This is a genomic window from Streptomyces sp. Ncost-T10-10d, assembly GCF_900091955.1.
Classification (GTDB): domain Bacteria; phylum Actinomycetota; class Actinomycetes; order Streptomycetales; family Streptomycetaceae; genus Streptomyces.
The window spans coordinates 1-15,433 of sequence record NZ_FMDF01000084.1 but is presented as its reverse complement, the minus strand read 5'-3'; the positions used below and the strand labels follow the sequence as shown (position 1 = coordinate 15,433).

Below are 15,433 nucleotides of genomic sequence, written 5' to 3'. Positions count from 1 at the left end.
TCCGGGTGACGACGGTGTACCCGGTCGGGCCGGGTATCGGTCCGTGGACTCAGCGGTCCTGCTGCTGCCTCGCCGGGCCTGCGTCCGGCTCAGGCAGGGGGCCCGAGGACGGGCGCGGAGAGCCGGAAGCTCATCCGTCCGAAGCTCACCTGGTCCCCGTCGCGGACCGGGACCGTACCCGTGACCCGCTGTCCGTTGACACAGGTGCCGTTGGTCGAACCGAGGTCGCGCAGCAGCCAGCTGCCGCCCTGCACGGTGAGTTCCGCATGGAGCCGGGAGACGGTCTCGTGGTTGAGCCGCAGCCCGTTGCCCGGATCGCGGCCGATCAGCAGGGGGTACGGGCTGGGAGTGGGGAGCAGGAGTTTCGGGAGGCGTTCGGTCTGCCAGACCCGGCGCACCCGGCCGGGAAAGCCGGACACTCCGCTCACTGCCCGGAGTATCCGCCGCGACCAGCGGCCTTCGCTCTCCAGGTCGGCGGTGAGCGCCTCCAGCTCCTCCGAGCGCCGGGCGGTGAGGGCCAGTTCCATGCGCCGCATGAAGGTGTCGTGGGACAGCTTGCCCTGTGCCGCGCCGTCTCTGAGCACGCCGAGAACACGGTCGCGCTGGGCGTCGGACAGCCGCGCGGGATACGTGTGGAACTCGAAGGGGGACGTCACGCAGCCAATTGTCGGGCCGACCGCCCCGGAGTGTCCAGAACAACCCCGCATTCCGCCCTCCTGACCTGCACGGAACACCTGCTCCGGAATTCTGAGCAGTGCCGGGAAGACGCTGCTACTCTCTCCCGCCGCCGGCCACCGGTCGATCGCCGGAAGCCTTCTGCGCGCCTCAAGGAGACTTTGTGACCCGTGCACCACAGGAATTGACCATCCGTCCGCTCGCCGGTCCGCAGGAGCTCATGCTCTTCAACCGGCTGTCGTACGTACTCGATCACGAGCTCGCCGAGGACCTGGAGAGCGGGCGTCGCCGTCCCGAGTGGATGTGGGTGGCGCTGCGCGGCGAACACGTGGTCGCGCGGATCGCCTGGTGGAGCCGGGACGGTGACGTACCGCTGTTCCTCGACTTCTTCGACCTCGACGACACCCTGCCCGAGCCTGAACGCGGCGAGGCGGGCCTGCGGCTGCTGGAGGCGGCGACGGCAGCGGTCGTGCCCGCCGGTGCCCCACGGCCCGAGTACGGACGCTTTGTACCGGCCGGCTGGCGCAAGGACCCTGCGGCCCGTGATGTCGTCGAGGCCCGGATACGGGTCATGGAGCGCTCCGGCGCGCGGATGCTGGTCGAGCGGCTGCGCCTGGAGTGGCGCGCCGGTACGCCGGTCCCCGCCGACAGCGGCCGGCTGCGGTTCCGCCCGGTCGACGGGCGGGAGGATCTCCTCGCGCCGATGACAGCGGTGATGGAGGGCACCCTCGACGCCCACGGCCGGGCCGACCTGGCATCCGGACTCACCGCCCGCGAGGCCGCCGAGAAGCACTACGACGAGGAGCTTGCGACGTACACGACACCGCGGGAGTGGTGGCGCATCGCCGAACTACCGGGCGGTGAACCGGTCGGGTTCGTGATACCGGCACGGAACAACTACAACCCGGTCATCGCCTACATCGGTGTGCTGCCCGCCCAGCGCGGTCACGGGTACATCGACGACCTCCTCGCCGAGGGGACCAGGGTGCTGGCCGCGCAGGACGGCGTGGAACGGATCCGGGCCTCGACCGACCTCGGCAACGTCCCGATGGCCAAGTCCTTCGAGCGCCTCGGGTATGTGAACTTCGGGTGCTCCTTCGACATGGTCTGGGATTAATCCCGTGGACGGTCCGCCGGACTGCCGGATACAGTGATCACACGCCCGAGAACCGAGGAAGGAGGCGAGAACAGTGCGTACCCGTACCACTTCATTCCCGCGCTCCCGTCCCGTTCGCCGGGCGGTTTCGGTTTCGGTCTGACCGGGAGCGCATCGCTTCTTCCGGAGGACTCTTCCATGACCGATCTGGTCATCCGCGCGCTCACCGAGAGCGACGCACATCTTTTCCACACCCTGCAAGGCCGCGATCTCGTCGGCCGCGCCGCCTTCGGGCACCGGTACGTCACATCGCGCAACGGCGGCGAGTACCGCCCCGAGTGGAGCTGGATCGCCCTGCGCGACGGTGTCGTGGTGGCGCGGGCCGCCTGGTGGGCCGGGCCCGACGACACCGAGCCGGTGCTGCTCAACTGGTTCGACTTCGCCGACGGCGAGGACGGGGCGGGCACCGAACTGCTGCGCCGCGCACCGCTGTACGCCGAGTACGAGCTGATCCTGCCCGCCGACTGGCGGGAGCGGCCCGACGTCCGGGCCGCCGCCGAGGCCCGGATCGCCGCCGCCCGCGCGGCCGGGATGAAGCCGCTCGTCGAGCGGTACCGGTACGAGTGGACGCCGGAGTTCGGCCTGCCCGAGCGGCCCGGCCGGCTGGTCTTTTGCCCGGAGCCTGACGACGCGGTGATTCTCGACGTGCTGCGCCGGGTCCACTCCGTCACACTGGACGCGCATGCCCGGCGGGCCATCGAGGGCCCCGGCGGTCTGGAGCAGGCGGCACAGGAGGAACTCGACTTCTTCCGCTGGTGCCCGTCGCCGCGCTCCTGGTGGCAGCTGGCGTACACCCGCGACGGAGCGCTGGCCGGCATCCATGTGCCCGCCCACAACCCGTCGGGCCCGTGCATCGGCTTCATCGGGGTCGTACCCGAGCAGCGCGGGCACGGCTACGGGTACGACCTGCTCGCCGAGTGCACGCACTTCCTGGCCGCTGAGGGGGCCGAGTTCATCGCGGGCGCCACCGACCGGGGCAACGCGCCGATGGCGGTCGCGTTCGCCCGGGCCGGCCATCGCATCAGCCAGGAACGCATCCATCTGGTGTGAGTTCAGGAGTGAGTTCCGCCAGCCAGTCCAGGCGGAGCTGCTGCTCGGCGGGGATCATCGCATCCTCGCCGCGCGGCCCCACATTGAGCAGCAGGTTGCCGCCCGCGGACGCCGTCTCCCGTACCAGCGAGTCCAGCGCGTCCCGGCCGAGAAACGCCTCGGGCGGGGAGTTGCGGTTGTAGCCGAAGCTGTGGTCGATGCCACGGGTGATCTCGTACGGGTCGGGGCCGGTGTAGCGGGCGAATTCGGGCGTACGGAAGTCGTAGTAGGGGGGTTTGCGCGGGACGAAGCCTTCGCCCTGTGCGACGGTGCGGCGCTCCCAGCGGTCGTACAGGGCCTTGGCGCCCGGGAGTTGCAGCGCGCGCCACATCGGTGCGTACGGGAACAGCCGGTCGTTGACGACGCCGTGCGGGACGGTGAAGCGGTAGTACTCCACGAGCCGCTGGATGTCGGAGCGGGAGCCGGGCCACGCGATGTCGTTCCAGAGGATGTCGGGGCGGTGGCGGCGGATCAGTTCGCGCATCTGGGCGCCCGCGTACGCGGGGTAGTTGCCGCGCGGGACGGCCGAGACGGTGTCCGCGCCGGTACCGATGGGCCGGTCGTCGAAGGTCCAGTCGAGGCCGCCGGAGTAGTAGACGCCGAAGCGGAGCCCCTCGGCCCGTACGGCTTCGGCGAATTCACCGACCACGTCGCGCGAGGTGTGCCAGCCGGCGCGGTGCGGGTTGCCGACCTCGGAGGGCCAGAGACAGAAGCCGTCGTGGTGCTTGGTGACGAGGACGGCGTAGCGGGCGCCCGCGGCGCGGAAGCTGCGGGCCCAGGCAGCGGGGTCCCAGGTGTCCAGGGCGTCGTTGAAGTCGCCCCCGAAGGCGGTGTACGGGCGGGTGCCGTAGGTCGCGCGGTGGTGGGCGGAGACGGGGCTGTCGGGGAAGCGGAGCGCGTTCTCGTACCACTCGGCGTACGACGTCCAGCCCAGCGGCGAGCGGCGGCCCGCCAGGGGCAGCTCGTCCGCGGGGACGTACGGAGGGGCCCAGCCCGGTACGGAGGCGGGCGTCCAGTGCACAAAGATCCCCAGTCGGGCCCGGGACCACCATGAAGCAACCATGGCGCGAAGTATTGATCACACAGGGGGTCGTTCGTAAGATCCGGGCACCTCCGGGGCACCTTGCCGGACCCTGACGAGCTGATGGCGAGCGGCCGATGATCCTGGACGATCCCCGTACGGAACCGCAACGCCGCGTCGGCGGTGGCTGGATCAGCGGTCTGGTGCTGGCCAATCTGGGCCTGTACATGGCTTTTCTCACCCCGATCCAGGTGCTGCTCGCGGAGCAGATCGACGATCTGGCCTCGTCCGGCAAGGAGGTCGCGCTCGGCTGGGCGACCGGGGCCGGAGCGCTGGTCGCGGTGATCGCCAACCCGGTCGCGGGCGCGCTGTCTGACCGTACGGGCGGGCGGTTCGGCCGCAGGCATCCGTGGATCCTGGGCGGCGCGCTGGTGGGCGCGATGGGTCTGGCGGTGACGGCGGCGCAGACCACGGTGGTCGGGGTGGCGCTCGGCTGGTGTCTGGCGCAACTGGGGCTGAACACGATGCTGGCGGGCACCAACGCGGTGGTTCCCGACCAGGTGCCGGTGCGGCAGCGGGCGGCGGTTTCGGGGTTCATCGGCATACCGCAGACGCTGGGGCTGGTCTTCGGGGTGCTGCTGGTGTCGGTGGCGGTGACCGGGACCGGTTCGGGCTACCTGGTGCTTGCGGGGCTCGTGGTGCTGTGTGCACTGCCGTTCGTCCTGATGACCCGCGACCCGGTCGTGCCGGGGGTGCGGGGGCCGGTGGTCCGGCTGAGTGACTTCTGGGTGAGTCCGCGGCTGCATCCCGACTTCGGGTGGGCGTGGCTGACCCGTTTCCTGGTCCAGCTGGGGAATGCGATCGGCACGCTCTATCTGCTGTATTTCCTCAAGGACGCGGTGCATTACCCGGATCCGGACATGGGCGTGCTGTATCTGACGCTGCTCTACACCGGCGGTGTGGTCGTGACGGCGGTGGCGGGCGGGATCGTCTCGGACCGTCTGGGCAAGCGGAAGGTGATGGTCAGCGCCTGTTCGATGGTGATGGCGGCGGGGTCGCTGCTGCTGACGTTCTGGCACACCTGGCCGGCTGCGATGGCGGCCGCGGTGGTGCTCGGGCTCGGCTACGGCATCTATGTGGCGGTCGACCAGGCGCTGATCACCCAGGTCCTTCCGACGGCCGTCGACCGGGCGAAGGACCTGGGGGTCATCAATATCGCCAACTCCGCACCGCAGGTCCTCGGCCCGGCACTGGCCGCGCCGATCGTGGCGTACGCGGGTGGCTATGCCGGGCTGTATCTGGCGTCGACCGTGGTGACGGTGGTGGGCGGGGTGCTGGTGTGGCGGATCAGGTCAGTGAGCTGATCCGCCACTGCCGGTCTTCTGCGCACGGATCAGGTCGCGGTACCAGGCGTACGAGTCCTTGGGCGTCCGGCGCAGCGTCTCGTAGTCGATGTGGACCAGGCCGAACCGCTTGCTGGCGCCCTCGATCCATTCGACGTTGTCGGTGAGTGACCAGGTGAAGTAGCCGCGGACGTCGACGCCCGCGTCGATGGCCGTCCGCAGGGCCTTCAGATGCCCTTCGAGGTAGGCGATCCGGCGGGTGTCCCGGGCCGGCTCGTCGACGGCGCAGCCGTTCTCGGTGATGTAGAGCGGTGGCAGCCGGTCGCCGAAGCGGCTGTGAAGCTGGACGAGGGTCTCGCGCAGGCCGTCGGGGACGACGGGCCAGCCGAAGTCGGTCTTCTCGTAACCCTCTATCTCGCGGATACCGAAGGGGAGTTCGGCGGGCATCTCGAAGCCGGAGAAGGATTCCAGGGCTTCCGGGCTCGGGGCGCCGACGAGGGTGGGGTTGTAGTAATTGACCCCGTACCAGTCGATCGGGGTGGAGATGGTCGACAGGTCGTCCTCGACCGGGCCCGGCATCAGCGCGGCGAAGTTCTCGTCGGGGTAGCGGCCGGTGAGGATCGGGTCGGCGAACATCCAGTTGGTGATCGTGTCGTACAGCTGCGCGCCCAGGCGGTCCTCGTCCCGGTCCCCGGCGGTCCACACGGGGGTGTGCGAGACGGCGATCCCGATGTTGTCGGCGCCCGCGCCGCGCAGGGCGCGGACGGCCAGGCCGTGGGCGAGGAGCTGGTGGTGGGCGGCGGGCAGGGCGTCGAAGAGGAGGGCGCGGCCCGGTGCGTGCTCGCCGAGGGCGTAGCCGAGCATCGTCACTTCGGCCGGTTCGTTGATGGTGATCCACATCGGTACGCGGTCGGCGAGGCGCTCGGCGACGATGCCCGCGTACTCGGCGAAGCGGTAGGCCGTGTCCCGGTTGAGCCAGCCGCCCGCCTCGTCCAGCGGCAGCGGGGTGTCCCAGTGGTAGAGGGTGGGGGCGGGGATGATGCCGTGGGTGCAGAGTTCGTCGACGAGGCGGTCGTAGAAGTCGAGCCCCTGCGGATTGATGGGTCCACTGCCGCCGGGCACCACACGCGGCCAGCTGACGGAGAACCGGAAGGCGTCGGCGCCGAGGCCGGCCAGGAGGGCGACGTCCTCGCGGTAGCGCTGGTGGAAGCCGGTCCCGCGGGTGGTGTCGGTGCCGTCCTTGATCCGTCCGGGCTGTGCGGCGAAGGCGTCCCAGCCCGAGGGGCCCTTGCCATCGGTGTCGGACGCCCCTTCGGTCTGGAACGCGGAGGCGGAGGCTCCCCAGAGGAAACCGGGCGGGAACGACGGCACATTCATCTCGGCCTCCACAGCCGTAAGAGGGAGTGCGTATTGAGGAGTGCGTATTGAGCAGAACCTGGCGGGGCAGTGATCAGAACCAGACCTTAATCGCCAGTAACGGGCTCGATCCAGTGTCGCGAGTCAGTCGTCGCGGCTGATGCCGACCATGGGGCACGGGGGCGAGGAGACGAGGAGCGTTGCATGCTGTTCGAGGTATGGGCACCGGATGCGGACTCGGTCGAACTGCGGCTGGCGGGTGCGCTGCGGGCCATGGGGCGTGATCCCGTACGGGCCGGCTGGTGGACCGTCGAGGCGGAGGCGTCGGACGGGGACCGCTACGGCTTCGTGCTGGCCGGAGGCACGGACGGCGGGGCCGGTGGGCCCGTGCTGCCCGATCCGCGCTCGCGCCGTCAGCCGGACGGGCCGGACGGCGAGAGCGCCGTCGTCGACCACTCGGTGTTCACCTGGCGCAATGACTGGGCGGGCCGGGGTCTTCCGGGCGCCGTCCTGTACGAGCTGCACATCGGTACGTACACCGACGAGGGCACCTTCGACGCCGCGGCGGCCCGGCTCGGCCATCTCGCCGAACTGGGCATCACCCATGTGTCGCTGCTGCCGGTCTGCCCCTTCCCCGGGACCCACGGGTGGGGGTACGAGGGGGTGTCGCTCTGGGCCGTGCACGAGCCGTACGGCGGCCCGGAGGGGCTTAAGCGTTTTGTCGACACTGCGCATGGTCTCGGACTCGCGGTCGTCCTGGACGTCGTCCACAACCACCTCGGCCCGTCCGGCAATCACCTCCCGGCCTTCGGCCCGTACTTCACCGGGACCCACCACACACCGTGGGGCGCGGCGGTCAACCTCGACGCGCCCGGTTCGGACGAGGTGCGGGCGTATCTGCTGGGCAGCGCGCTCGCCTGGCTGCGCGACTACCGGCTCGACGGACTGCGGCTGGACGCCGTCCACGCCCTCGCCGACACACGGGCGCTGACCTTCCTGGAGGAGTTGTCCACGGCGACCGACGCGCTCGCCGCCGAGCTCGGCCGTCCGCTCTCGTTGATCGCCGAGTCCGACCTCTGCGACCCGCGGACGACGACACCGCGCGAATCGGGCGGCCTCGGCCTGCACGCCCAGTGGAACGACGACTTCCACCACGCCCTGCACACCGCGCTCACCGGTGAGTCCCAGGGCTACTACGCGGACTTCGCCGCCGCCCCGCTGGCCGCCGTCGCCAAGACCGTGACGAGCGCTTTCTTCCACAACGGTACGTACTCCAGCTTCCGCGGCCGTACCCACGGCCGCCCCGTCGACATCGCCCGCACCCCGGCCCACCGCTTCGTCGGCTACGCCCAGACCCATGACCAGATCGGCAACCGGGCACTGGGCGACCGGCTCTCCGCCACGCTCTCGCCCGGTCTGCTGGCCTGCGCCGCGGCCCTCGTCCTGACCGGGCCCTTCACCCCGATGCTGTTCATGGGCGAGGAGTGGGGCGCGCGCACCCCCTGGCAGTTCTTCACCGACCACACCGATCCGGCGCTCGCCGAGGCGGTCCGGACCGGCAGACGGCGGGAGTTCGCGGCGCACGGCTGGGCGGCGGACGACATTCCGGACCCGCAGGACCCGGCCACCCGGAACCGCTCCTGCCTGGACTGGAGCGAACCGGCTCAGGAACCTCACACCCGTCTGCACGCCTGGTACCGCGAGCTGATCGCGCTGCGCCACACCCTGCCCGACCTCTCCGACCCGGACCTGGCGTCGGTGCGGACCGCCCACGACGAACAGGCGCGCTGGCTGGCATACCGGAGGGGAGATCTGCGGATCGCCGTCAACCTCGGCGAGAAGCCGGCCACGATCCCGCTGGGTGGTGGCCGGCGCCACGGAGCCGGAGGCAGAGTCGTGGCCGCGTGGGAGCCGGTGGAGGTCCCGGGCGGCGAGGGGCTGCTGCATCTGCCGCCGGAGTCGTGCGTGGTACTGGCCGACGACTGATCTCCGGGGGTGCGCGGTGGAGCCCTTGCCTTCGGGTGCGCTCCCACTCATACGGTCATGGCCATGCAACAGCGTTTTCTCGGCAGGACAGGACTGCGCGTCAGCGAACTGAGCCTGGGCACCATGACGTTCACCAGCGCGGGCGACGAAGCGGCCGCCCACCGCATCCTCGACACCTTCACCGAGGCGGGCGGCACCTTCATCGACACGGCGGACATGTACGACCGCGGTGGCTCGGAGCGGCTGAGCGACCGCGACCGGTAGGGCCGGGCGCTACTCGACGATCGCCAGTTCGCGCGCGGTGCTGTTGAGGCGTCGGCCACCGTCCTCGGTCACGGTCACGATGTCCTCGATCCGGACACCGAACCGGCCCGGCAGATAGATGCCCGGCTCCACGGAGAAGCACATCCCGGGCACCAGCGGCTGCTCCTCGCCCTCGATCATGTACGGCGGTTCGTGGGTGGTGACGCCGATCCCGTGGCCGGTGCGGTGGATGAAGCGCTCGCCGTAGCCGAACTCGGTGATGACGGCGCGGGCAGCGCGGTCGATCTCCTGGCAGGCGACGCCGGGCCGGACCGCCTTGCAGCCCGCCTCCTGGGCCTCTCGCACGATGTCGTGGACCCGCTGCTCCTCGGCGGTGGGTTCGCCGACATGGACCGTACGGGAGGTGTCGGAGCCGTAGCCGTGCTTGAGTCCGCCGAAGTCGAGCACGACCATGTCGCCCTGCTCGATGGTGCGGTCGCCCGCCTCGTGGTGCGGGTTGGCGCCGTTCGGGCCGGATCCGACGACGGTGAAATCGACCTGGGAGTGCCCGAACCGCTTGAGCAGATCGGCCAGATCGGCGGCGATGTCGGTCTCCTTGCGGCCGGTGAAGCGCACCTTGAGGATCTCGCCGTACGTGGCGTCGGCGGCGGCCCCGGCGGCCGCGAGCCGTTCCAGCTCAGCGGCGTCCTTCACCGCGCGCAGCATCGGCAGGGCCTCGGTGAGGGAGACGTACGAGGTGTCCGGAAGCGTCCGCTGCAGCCCGAGCAGATGCATCGCCCAGGCGTTGTCGCTGACCGCGAACCGGCCCCGGCCGTCGAGCAGCGGGGCGGTGACGGCGTACGGGTCCTTGCCGTCGGTCCAGTCCCGGAGGGTGAGGGCGGGCGCCCCGACGGCCTTCTCGGCGTCCGGGGCCTCCAGGGTCGGGACGACCAGGACCGGGTCCTGGCCCGGTGTGAGGACGAGGACGGTGAGGCGTTCGGTGTTCACGGGCCGGTAGCCGGTGAGGTGGACGAGATCGGGTCCGGGGGCGACCAGCACTCCCGCGAGCCCGGCCTCGGCGGCGCTCTCGGCGGCACGCGTCATCCGGGCCCGGTAGTCGTCGGCGGTGAACGGTACGGGCTGGTTCGGGCTGGACATGCGGACCTCCTGGCGACGCGACACGGCATACAGCATCCTGCCCGTACGTACCCGTCCACGCGAGCGGGTGTCAGGTTTCCGGGTGCAGCCGTACGACGAGGCCGGCGCGGGCGCGGCCCCGTTCGACCAGTCGTGCGTTGGGTTCGTCGGACCCGGCCACCCATTGTTCCGCGTACGGACGGGGCTTGCCGAACCGCACATGCCGGTCGACGAGCCGGCGTACCCGCAGGGCCGGTTCGAGTTCCAGGAACCATGCCTCGTCCAGCAGCCCGTGTACGGACGCCCAGGCCCCTTCGTCGTGCAGGAGGTAATTGCCCTCGGTGACGACCAGCGGGGTGTCCGGGGGTACAGGGACGGCCCCGGCGATCGGCTCCTCCAGGGCGCGGTCGAAGGCGGGGGCGTACACGGTGGTCTCCGGTTCCGGGAGGCGCAGGCGCCGGAGCAGGGCCGCGTAGCCGGCGGCGTCGAAGGTGTCGGGGGCGCCCTTGCGTCCGGCGCGGCCGAGCCGTTCCAACTCGGCCCGGGCGAGGTGGAAGCCGTCCATGGGGACGAGGACGGCGAGACCGTCGAGAGCGTCGACGAGCTGTGCGGCCAGGGTGGACTTCCCGGCTCCGGGCGGTCCCGCGATGCCGAGGATGCGGCGGTGGCCGGGGACGGCGAGGCGCAGGGCGCGCGCCGTCAAATCGCTGGGGTCGCTGATGTCCATGTGGGGCATTGTCCCGCCGTGTGCCCGACGGATGTCATGGTGGTGCGGACTGTGCGGGTCCCGCGGACGCGGGTAGTGTTACGTATAACGAGCTGACTCACCACACCCTTGCCCGCCCCGTCCGAGGAATCTCATGCCGCACATCGCCCTGGTCACCCTGGTCGTCCGCGACTACGCCGAAGCCGTCTCCTTCTACACGGACGCCCTCGGCTTCGAGCTGGTGGAGGACACCGACCGGGGCGACGGCTCGCGCTGGGTGGTCGTGCGTCCGCGGGGCACGGAGGGGACCGGGCTGCTCCTGGCCCGCGCCAAGGACGACGCGCAGCGGGCGAGCGTCGGTGCGCAGACGGGCGGCCGGGTCGGCTTCTTCCTGCACACCGAGGACTTCGCGGGCGACCACGCCCGGATGCTGGCCGCCGGGGTGCGGTTCCTGGAGGAACCGCGGCATGAGGCGTACGGATCGGTGGCGGTCTTCGAGGACCTGTACGGCAATCGCTGGGATCTGCTCCAGCCCGCACGGCCCTGACCTGCGGCGCCTGCGTCCGCGGGAGTTGTCGGTCTGCGGCAGGGCCACGACCACCGGAACCGGCAGTGAAGGCGCGGTCATCGGCGAACCGGCCCAGCAGGCGAAGTGGGCGGTGGCCCATATGAAGAACCAGCACGGCTGAACGAACCGCCCGGGCGAGACCGTACGCAACCGGCCCGGCCGGACAGTGCCCCCGTCAATCGGGCACAGCGCGCGTCACCGCGTGCCCTTGCCCTCCAGATACGCGAGCACCGCAAGCACCCGCCGGTGCACCGTGCCGTCGTCCGGCTCCAGGCCGAGCTTGGCGAAGATCGAGCCGATGTGCTTGCTCACGGCCCGCTCCGTCACCACCAGTTCGGTGGCGATGGTGCCGTTCGCCTTGCCCTGTGCCATCAGTTCCAGGACTTCGCGCTCGCGCGGAGTGAGGCTCTGCAGAGGCTGGGCCGACGACTTGCGGGTCAGCAGCTGGGTCACGACCTCGGGGTCGAGCGCAGTGCCGCCGCCCGCCACCCGGTCGAGCGCCTGGAGGAACTGGTCGACGCGGCCCACCCGGTCCTTCAGCAGATACCCGATGCCCTGGGCGCCCTGGGCGAGCAGCTCGGCGGCGTACGTCTCCTCGACGTACTGCGAGAGGACCAGGATCGGCAGTTCGGGCATCTCCGCGCGGGCGGCAAGTGCGGCGCGCAGCCCCTCGTCGCGGAAGGTGGGCGGGAGCCGTACGTCGAGCACGGCGGCGTCCGGGCGGTGTTCCAGCAGCGCGGGCAGCACCTCGGGCCCGGTCGCCGCGTCGGCCACCACCTCGTGGCCCGAGCCGGTGAGCAGCAGGATCAGCCCCTCCCTCAGCAGCGCGTTGTCCTCGGCGATCACGATCCGCACGGCAGCTCCACTTCGATGCGCGTCGGCCCCCCGGTGGGGCTGTTGATGCGGGTGGTGCCGTCGAGGGCGGCGATCCGTCGCCTGATTCCGACCAGCCCGCTGCCGGCGCGTTCGTCCGCGCCGCCGTGACCATCGTCGCCGATGGCCACCCGCAGGGTGCCGGGGGTCCGGTCGATCCGTACGGTCGCGGCTGTCGCGCCGCTGTGTTTGCTGATGTTGGTGAGGGCCTCGGCGATGACGAAGTAGGCGGCGGCCTCGATCGCGGCCGCCAGCCGTCGCCCGTCCTCGACACCGTCGAGCTCCGCGGTGACGGGCACGCTGACGTCGGCGGCCAGCGCCCGTACCGCACCGGCCAGTCCACGGTCCGTCAGTACGGGTGGATGGATGCCGCGCACCACGTGCCGCAGTTCCGCGAGGGCCGCCTCCGCGCCGTCCTGTGCCTCGTCGAGGCGGATGCGCGCGGCGGCCGGGTCGCGGTCGAGGAGCTGTTTGGCGAGGCCGATGCGCATCGACAGGGCGACGATCCTGGCCTGGGCGCCGTCGTGCAGATCCCGTTCGATGCGCCGCAGTTCGGCGCCGTGCGCCTCTACCGCCCCGGCCCGGCTCTCGGTCAGCTGGGCGATCCGGTCGGCGAGCGCGGTGGACGGCGAGGAGGTGAGCAGGGACCGGGTCCAGCTCGCAGACAGATCCGCGAGTACGGAATGCCAGCGCAGCATCCATCCCTGACGCGCGGGCAGCGGTGTCCCGTACTCGTCGGCGGCCCGCCGGTCCAGCAGGTGCACGACGGGCAGCGCGGCCCCGTCGACGAAGAGCCCGACCGGCCACAGCACCATCGTGAGGTAGCCGAGGAGGTTGCCCATGAGCGCCTGGATCGGCAGCCAGAGCGCATCGCGCCAGACCGTCGGGTCGGTGAGCACGCGTCGGACCCGCTCGGAGAGTTCACCGCCGTCCAGCGGTGGATACGGCGTCGGCGTGAACGGCACGCCGAGCCGTGCGGCTGCCCGGCGGCGCTCGAACTCCGCGAACCGGCGCAGCACCTTGGCGGCCTCGGGCAGGGCGGGCAGCCCGATGATCACGACGGCGAACATCAGGGCCGCCACCACCAGGAACGTGCCCACATATGCGAGCAGCGCGATCGGAATGCCGATGAACAGATAGCGCGACGCGTCCCACGAACGCCGGATGGCGACCGTCAGCGGGGCGGGAGTGGTGCTCATGACACAGCACGTTACGGGGGTTCACCCGCCACCGGAGTGGCGGCCTCCCCCTGACCGTGGTGGAGCTGGCTGAACCCCTGTCCGGGAGCGCGCACCCTCGCCCGGACACCCCCTTCTTCATAGCGTTCATGCAGGTCGGAAAGTATGAGGCAGAGAAGGAACGGTGGAGTCGACGGTGGACACGATCACAGCGGTGCGGGCGACCGCGCTGAGTCTGGAGTCGGTGAGCCGACGCTACGGACGGCGTGGCGGCGGCCGGGAGGCGATCGCGCTCGACGCGGTGAGCTGTGCGGTCCCGGCCGGGAGCTTCACCGCGGTGGTGGGCCCCTCGGGATCGGGGAAGAGCACGTTCCTGCAGTGCGCGGCGGGCCTGGACCGTCCGACGACGGGCACGGTACGGGTCGGGGGCACCGATCTCGGCTCGCTGTCCGAGGCCGCACTGACCCGGTTGCGCCGTGACCGGATCGGCTTCGTCTTCCAGTCGCACGCCCTGAATCTGGTGCCTTCGCTGAACATCGAGGAGAACGTCGTGCTGCCGCTGGTGCTGGCGGGCGCCGATCCGGCGGACGAGCGGGTGTTGGCTCGCGGCCGGGATCTGCTGGCCCGGGTCGGCCTGGCGGGCCGCGGCGGACAGGGCCCCGCGACGCTCTCCGGCGGCCAGCAGCAGCGGGTCGCGGTGGCACGGGCACTGGTGACCGAACCCGATGTGATCTTCGCGGACGAACCGACGGCGTCCCTGGACCCGGAGTCGGCGTCGCTGGTGCTCGGTCTGTTGCGGGACGCGGTACGGATCGACGGCCGTACGGTCGTCATGGTCACCCATGATCCGGTGGCGGCGAGCTGGGCCGACACCGTGCTGACGATGGACGGCGGCCGGCTGCGATGAGCACGAGTACGGGCATGGGTACGAGTACGGACACGCGAAGGCCTCACGCGGATGTGCGGTCCGGGGTGCGGCGGGCGTCGGCGTTCCTCGCCCGGCGTTCGCTGAGGACTCATCGCCGGGCCTGGGCCGCGGTGTTCGCGGCGACGACGGCCGCGGCTGCGCTGATCGGCGCGTTCGCCCTCGTCGTCGGTTCGCTGCTGCTGGCGCAGCCGCCGGTGGCGCGTCATGCCGGGGCCGACGCGGTGGTGGCGGCCGACCAGAAGGTGACGTACACGGCGAAGCCGTGGGGCAGCGAGCCGCAGACCGCGACGACGTATCTGTCGGAGCGCGTCCGCCTCGACCGCTCCGCGGTGGCGAAGGCAGCCGCTGCCGACGGGGTCGCGAAGGCCGTCGCGGACGATTCGGTCCCGGTGGCTGTGGGCGGCGGGAGCAGTAGCACCGGGGCCGGCGGGGCTTCGGCAGTCGGCCGTTCCTGGGCGTCCGCCGCACTCACTCCGTACCGGCTGACGGATGGACACGCGCCGAGGACGTCCACCGAGGTGGTCATCGACAGCGCGCTGGCGGCCGCCGCCGGGAGCAAGCCCGGCAGCCAGGTGACCTTGCAGGTCGACGGGGCTCCCCATCCGTACACCGTCAGCGGTGTCGCCGACACCGGTCACCGGGGCGCCGCCCCCGCCGTCTTCTTCACCGAGCAGCGGCTGACCGCGCTGGCCGGACACCCGGGCACGGTGGACGCCATCGGCGTCATCGCCGAGAAGGGCGTGTCGGCCGACGAACTGCGGGTGTCACTGGATACCGCGCTGCCCGATCGCACACGTGGTGACCGCGAGGTCCGGGTCCTCACCGGCTCGGAACGCGGGCAGGCCGAGTACGTCGACGCACTCGGCACACGGGGCGATCTGCTGCCGCTGCTCGCCTCCATCGCGGCAACGGTCCTCATGGTGGCGCTCCTGGTGATCGCCACCACCCTCTCCCAGGCGGTCCACCAGCGCTCCGGTGAACTGGCGCTGCTGCGCGCGGTCGGGGCGACGCCCCGGCAGCTCAGGTCGGCAGTCGGCCGCGAGGTGAGCCGGGTGGCGTGTGCCGCCGCGGTGCTGGGCGGGATCGGGGCCGTACCGCTGGGGCTGCTGATGGGGTCGTTGCTGACCACGGACCCGCTGCCGCTGCCCGTGCCGGTGTGGCTGCCGTTCGCCGC

The 15,433-nt window shown here is 71.3% G+C and carries 15 protein-coding genes; 8 read left to right on the top strand and 7 right to left on the bottom strand.

Going from position 1 to position 15,433, the window contains the following annotated elements; translation table 11 throughout:
- Positions 1 to 89: 89 nt before the first annotated feature.
- Entirely contained in the window at positions 90 to 656 is a 567-nt protein-coding gene (locus GA0115254_RS12720) for a DUF1707 and FHA domain-containing protein (protein WP_093895380.1), read from the bottom strand.
- Positions 657 to 895: 239 nt separating this feature from the next.
- On the opposite strand from GA0115254_RS12720, the gene GA0115254_RS12715 reads away from it, so the two are divergent.
- A complete protein-coding gene (locus GA0115254_RS12715; RefSeq protein WP_176740093.1) occupies positions 896 to 1,792 on the top strand; it encodes a GNAT family N-acetyltransferase in 897 nt (298 codons plus the stop codon).
- Positions 1,793 to 1,969: 177 nt separating this feature from the next.
- A complete protein-coding gene (locus tag GA0115254_RS12710; RefSeq protein WP_093895411.1) occupies positions 1,970 to 2,881 on the top strand; it encodes a GNAT family N-acetyltransferase in 912 nt (303 codons plus the stop codon).
- On the opposite strand, the gene GA0115254_RS12705 is transcribed toward GA0115254_RS12710, so the two are convergent.
- Positions 2,853 to 3,983: an alpha-L-fucosidase gene (locus GA0115254_RS12705; protein ID WP_093895378.1), complete on the bottom strand. Its 1,131-nt coding sequence runs from the start codon at positions 3,981 to 3,983 to the stop codon at positions 2,853 to 2,855. The genes GA0115254_RS12710 and GA0115254_RS12705 overlap by 29 nt on opposite strands.
- Positions 3,984 to 4,078: 95 nt before the next feature.
- Between GA0115254_RS12705 and GA0115254_RS12700 the strand changes: the two genes are divergently transcribed.
- On the top strand, positions 4,079 to 5,305 hold the full coding sequence (locus tag GA0115254_RS12700; RefSeq protein ID WP_093895377.1) for an MFS transporter: 1,227 nt from the start codon (positions 4,079 to 4,081) through the stop codon (positions 5,303 to 5,305).
- On the opposite strand, the gene GA0115254_RS12695 is transcribed toward GA0115254_RS12700, so the two are convergent.
- Entirely contained in the window at positions 5,294 to 6,661 is a 1,368-nt protein-coding gene (locus tag GA0115254_RS12695; protein ID WP_093895376.1) for a GH1 family beta-glucosidase, read from the bottom strand. The genes GA0115254_RS12700 and GA0115254_RS12695 overlap by 12 nt on opposite strands.
- A gap of 183 nt (positions 6,662 to 6,844) precedes the next feature.
- On the opposite strand from GA0115254_RS12695, the gene treZ reads away from it, so the two are divergent.
- Entirely contained in the window at positions 6,845 to 8,626 is a 1,782-nt protein-coding gene (gene treZ / locus GA0115254_RS12690; RefSeq protein WP_093895375.1) for a malto-oligosyltrehalose trehalohydrolase, read from the top strand.
- Positions 8,627 to 8,689: 63 nt separating this feature from the next.
- A complete protein-coding gene (locus tag GA0115254_RS12685) occupies positions 8,690 to 8,890 on the top strand; it encodes an aldo/keto reductase (protein WP_093895410.1) in 201 nt (66 codons plus the stop codon).
- 9 nt (positions 8,891 to 8,899) lie between these two features.
- On the opposite strand, the gene GA0115254_RS12680 is transcribed toward GA0115254_RS12685, so the two are convergent.
- Together GA0115254_RS12680 and GA0115254_RS12675 are read right to left on the bottom strand one after the other, a co-directional pair.
- A complete protein-coding gene (locus GA0115254_RS12680) occupies positions 8,900 to 10,027 on the bottom strand; it encodes an aminopeptidase P family protein (RefSeq protein ID WP_093895374.1) in 1,128 nt (375 codons plus the stop codon).
- A 70-nt stretch (positions 10,028 to 10,097) separates the two neighbouring features.
- Positions 10,098 to 10,733, bottom strand: coding sequence for a nucleoside/nucleotide kinase family protein (locus GA0115254_RS12675; protein WP_093895373.1), 636 nt, complete (start codon positions 10,731 to 10,733; stop codon positions 10,098 to 10,100).
- 133 nt (positions 10,734 to 10,866) lie between these two features.
- On the opposite strand from GA0115254_RS12675, the gene GA0115254_RS12670 reads away from it, so the two are divergent.
- A complete protein-coding gene (locus GA0115254_RS12670) occupies positions 10,867 to 11,259 on the top strand; it encodes a VOC family protein (protein ID WP_093895372.1) in 393 nt (130 codons plus the stop codon).
- Between the two features lie 216 nt (positions 11,260 to 11,475).
- Here the strand turns inward: GA0115254_RS12670 and GA0115254_RS12665 are convergent, their stop codons facing one another.
- The gene (locus GA0115254_RS12665) at positions 11,476 to 12,135 is read right to left on the bottom strand and encodes a LuxR C-terminal-related transcriptional regulator (RefSeq protein ID WP_093895371.1); all 660 of its coding nucleotides are present in this window, start codon (positions 12,133 to 12,135) and stop codon (positions 11,476 to 11,478) included.
- Positions 12,123 to 13,352 (bottom strand): sensor histidine kinase, encoded by a 1,230-nt coding sequence (locus GA0115254_RS12660; RefSeq protein ID WP_093895370.1) that lies wholly within the window; start codon positions 13,350 to 13,352, stop codon positions 12,123 to 12,125. The genes GA0115254_RS12665 and GA0115254_RS12660 overlap by 13 nt, the downstream gene beginning before the upstream one ends.
- Before the next feature lie 163 nt (positions 13,353 to 13,515).
- Between GA0115254_RS12660 and GA0115254_RS12655 the strand changes: the two genes are divergently transcribed.
- Positions 13,516 to 14,238: an ABC transporter ATP-binding protein gene (locus GA0115254_RS12655; protein ID WP_093895369.1), complete on the top strand. Its 723-nt coding sequence runs from the start codon at positions 13,516 to 13,518 to the stop codon at positions 14,236 to 14,238.
- On the top strand, positions 14,235 to 15,433 hold a 1,199-nt coding region (locus GA0115254_RS12650), incomplete at its 3' end, for an ABC transporter permease (protein ID WP_370740862.1). The genes GA0115254_RS12655 and GA0115254_RS12650, both read left to right, overlap by 4 nt.

Bases quoted from the DNA above. Each gene is read 5' to 3' on its own strand.
- GA0115254_RS12695 (WP_093895376.1), bottom strand. From the start codon at position 6,661: ATGAATGTGCCGTCGTTCCCGCCCGGTTTCCTCTGGGGAGCCTCCGCC.
- GA0115254_RS12680 (WP_093895374.1), bottom strand. From the start codon at position 10,027: ATGTCCAGCCCGAACCAGCCCGTACCGTTCACCGCCGACGACTACCGG.
- GA0115254_RS12670 (WP_093895372.1), top strand. From the start codon at position 10,867: ATGCCGCACATCGCCCTGGTCACCCTGGTCGTCCGCGACTACGCCGAA.
- GA0115254_RS12660 (WP_093895370.1), bottom strand. From the start codon at position 13,352: ATGAGCACCACTCCCGCCCCGCTGACGGTCGCCATCCGGCGTTCGTGG.
- GA0115254_RS12685 (WP_093895410.1), top strand. From the start codon at position 8,690: ATGCAACAGCGTTTTCTCGGCAGGACAGGACTGCGCGTCAGCGAACTG.
- GA0115254_RS12715 (WP_176740093.1), top strand. From the start codon at position 896: ATGCTCTTCAACCGGCTGTCGTACGTACTCGATCACGAGCTCGCCGAG.
- GA0115254_RS12705 (WP_093895378.1), bottom strand. From the start codon at position 3,983: ATGGTTGCTTCATGGTGGTCCCGGGCCCGACTGGGGATCTTTGTGCAC.
- treZ (WP_093895375.1), top strand. From the start codon at position 6,845: ATGCTGTTCGAGGTATGGGCACCGGATGCGGACTCGGTCGAACTGCGG.
- GA0115254_RS12710 (WP_093895411.1), top strand. From the start codon at position 1,970: ATGACCGATCTGGTCATCCGCGCGCTCACCGAGAGCGACGCACATCTT.
- GA0115254_RS12675 (WP_093895373.1), bottom strand. From the start codon at position 10,733: ATGGACATCAGCGACCCCAGCGATTTGACGGCGCGCGCCCTGCGCCTC.
- GA0115254_RS12700 (WP_093895377.1), top strand. From the start codon at position 4,079: ATGATCCTGGACGATCCCCGTACGGAACCGCAACGCCGCGTCGGCGGT.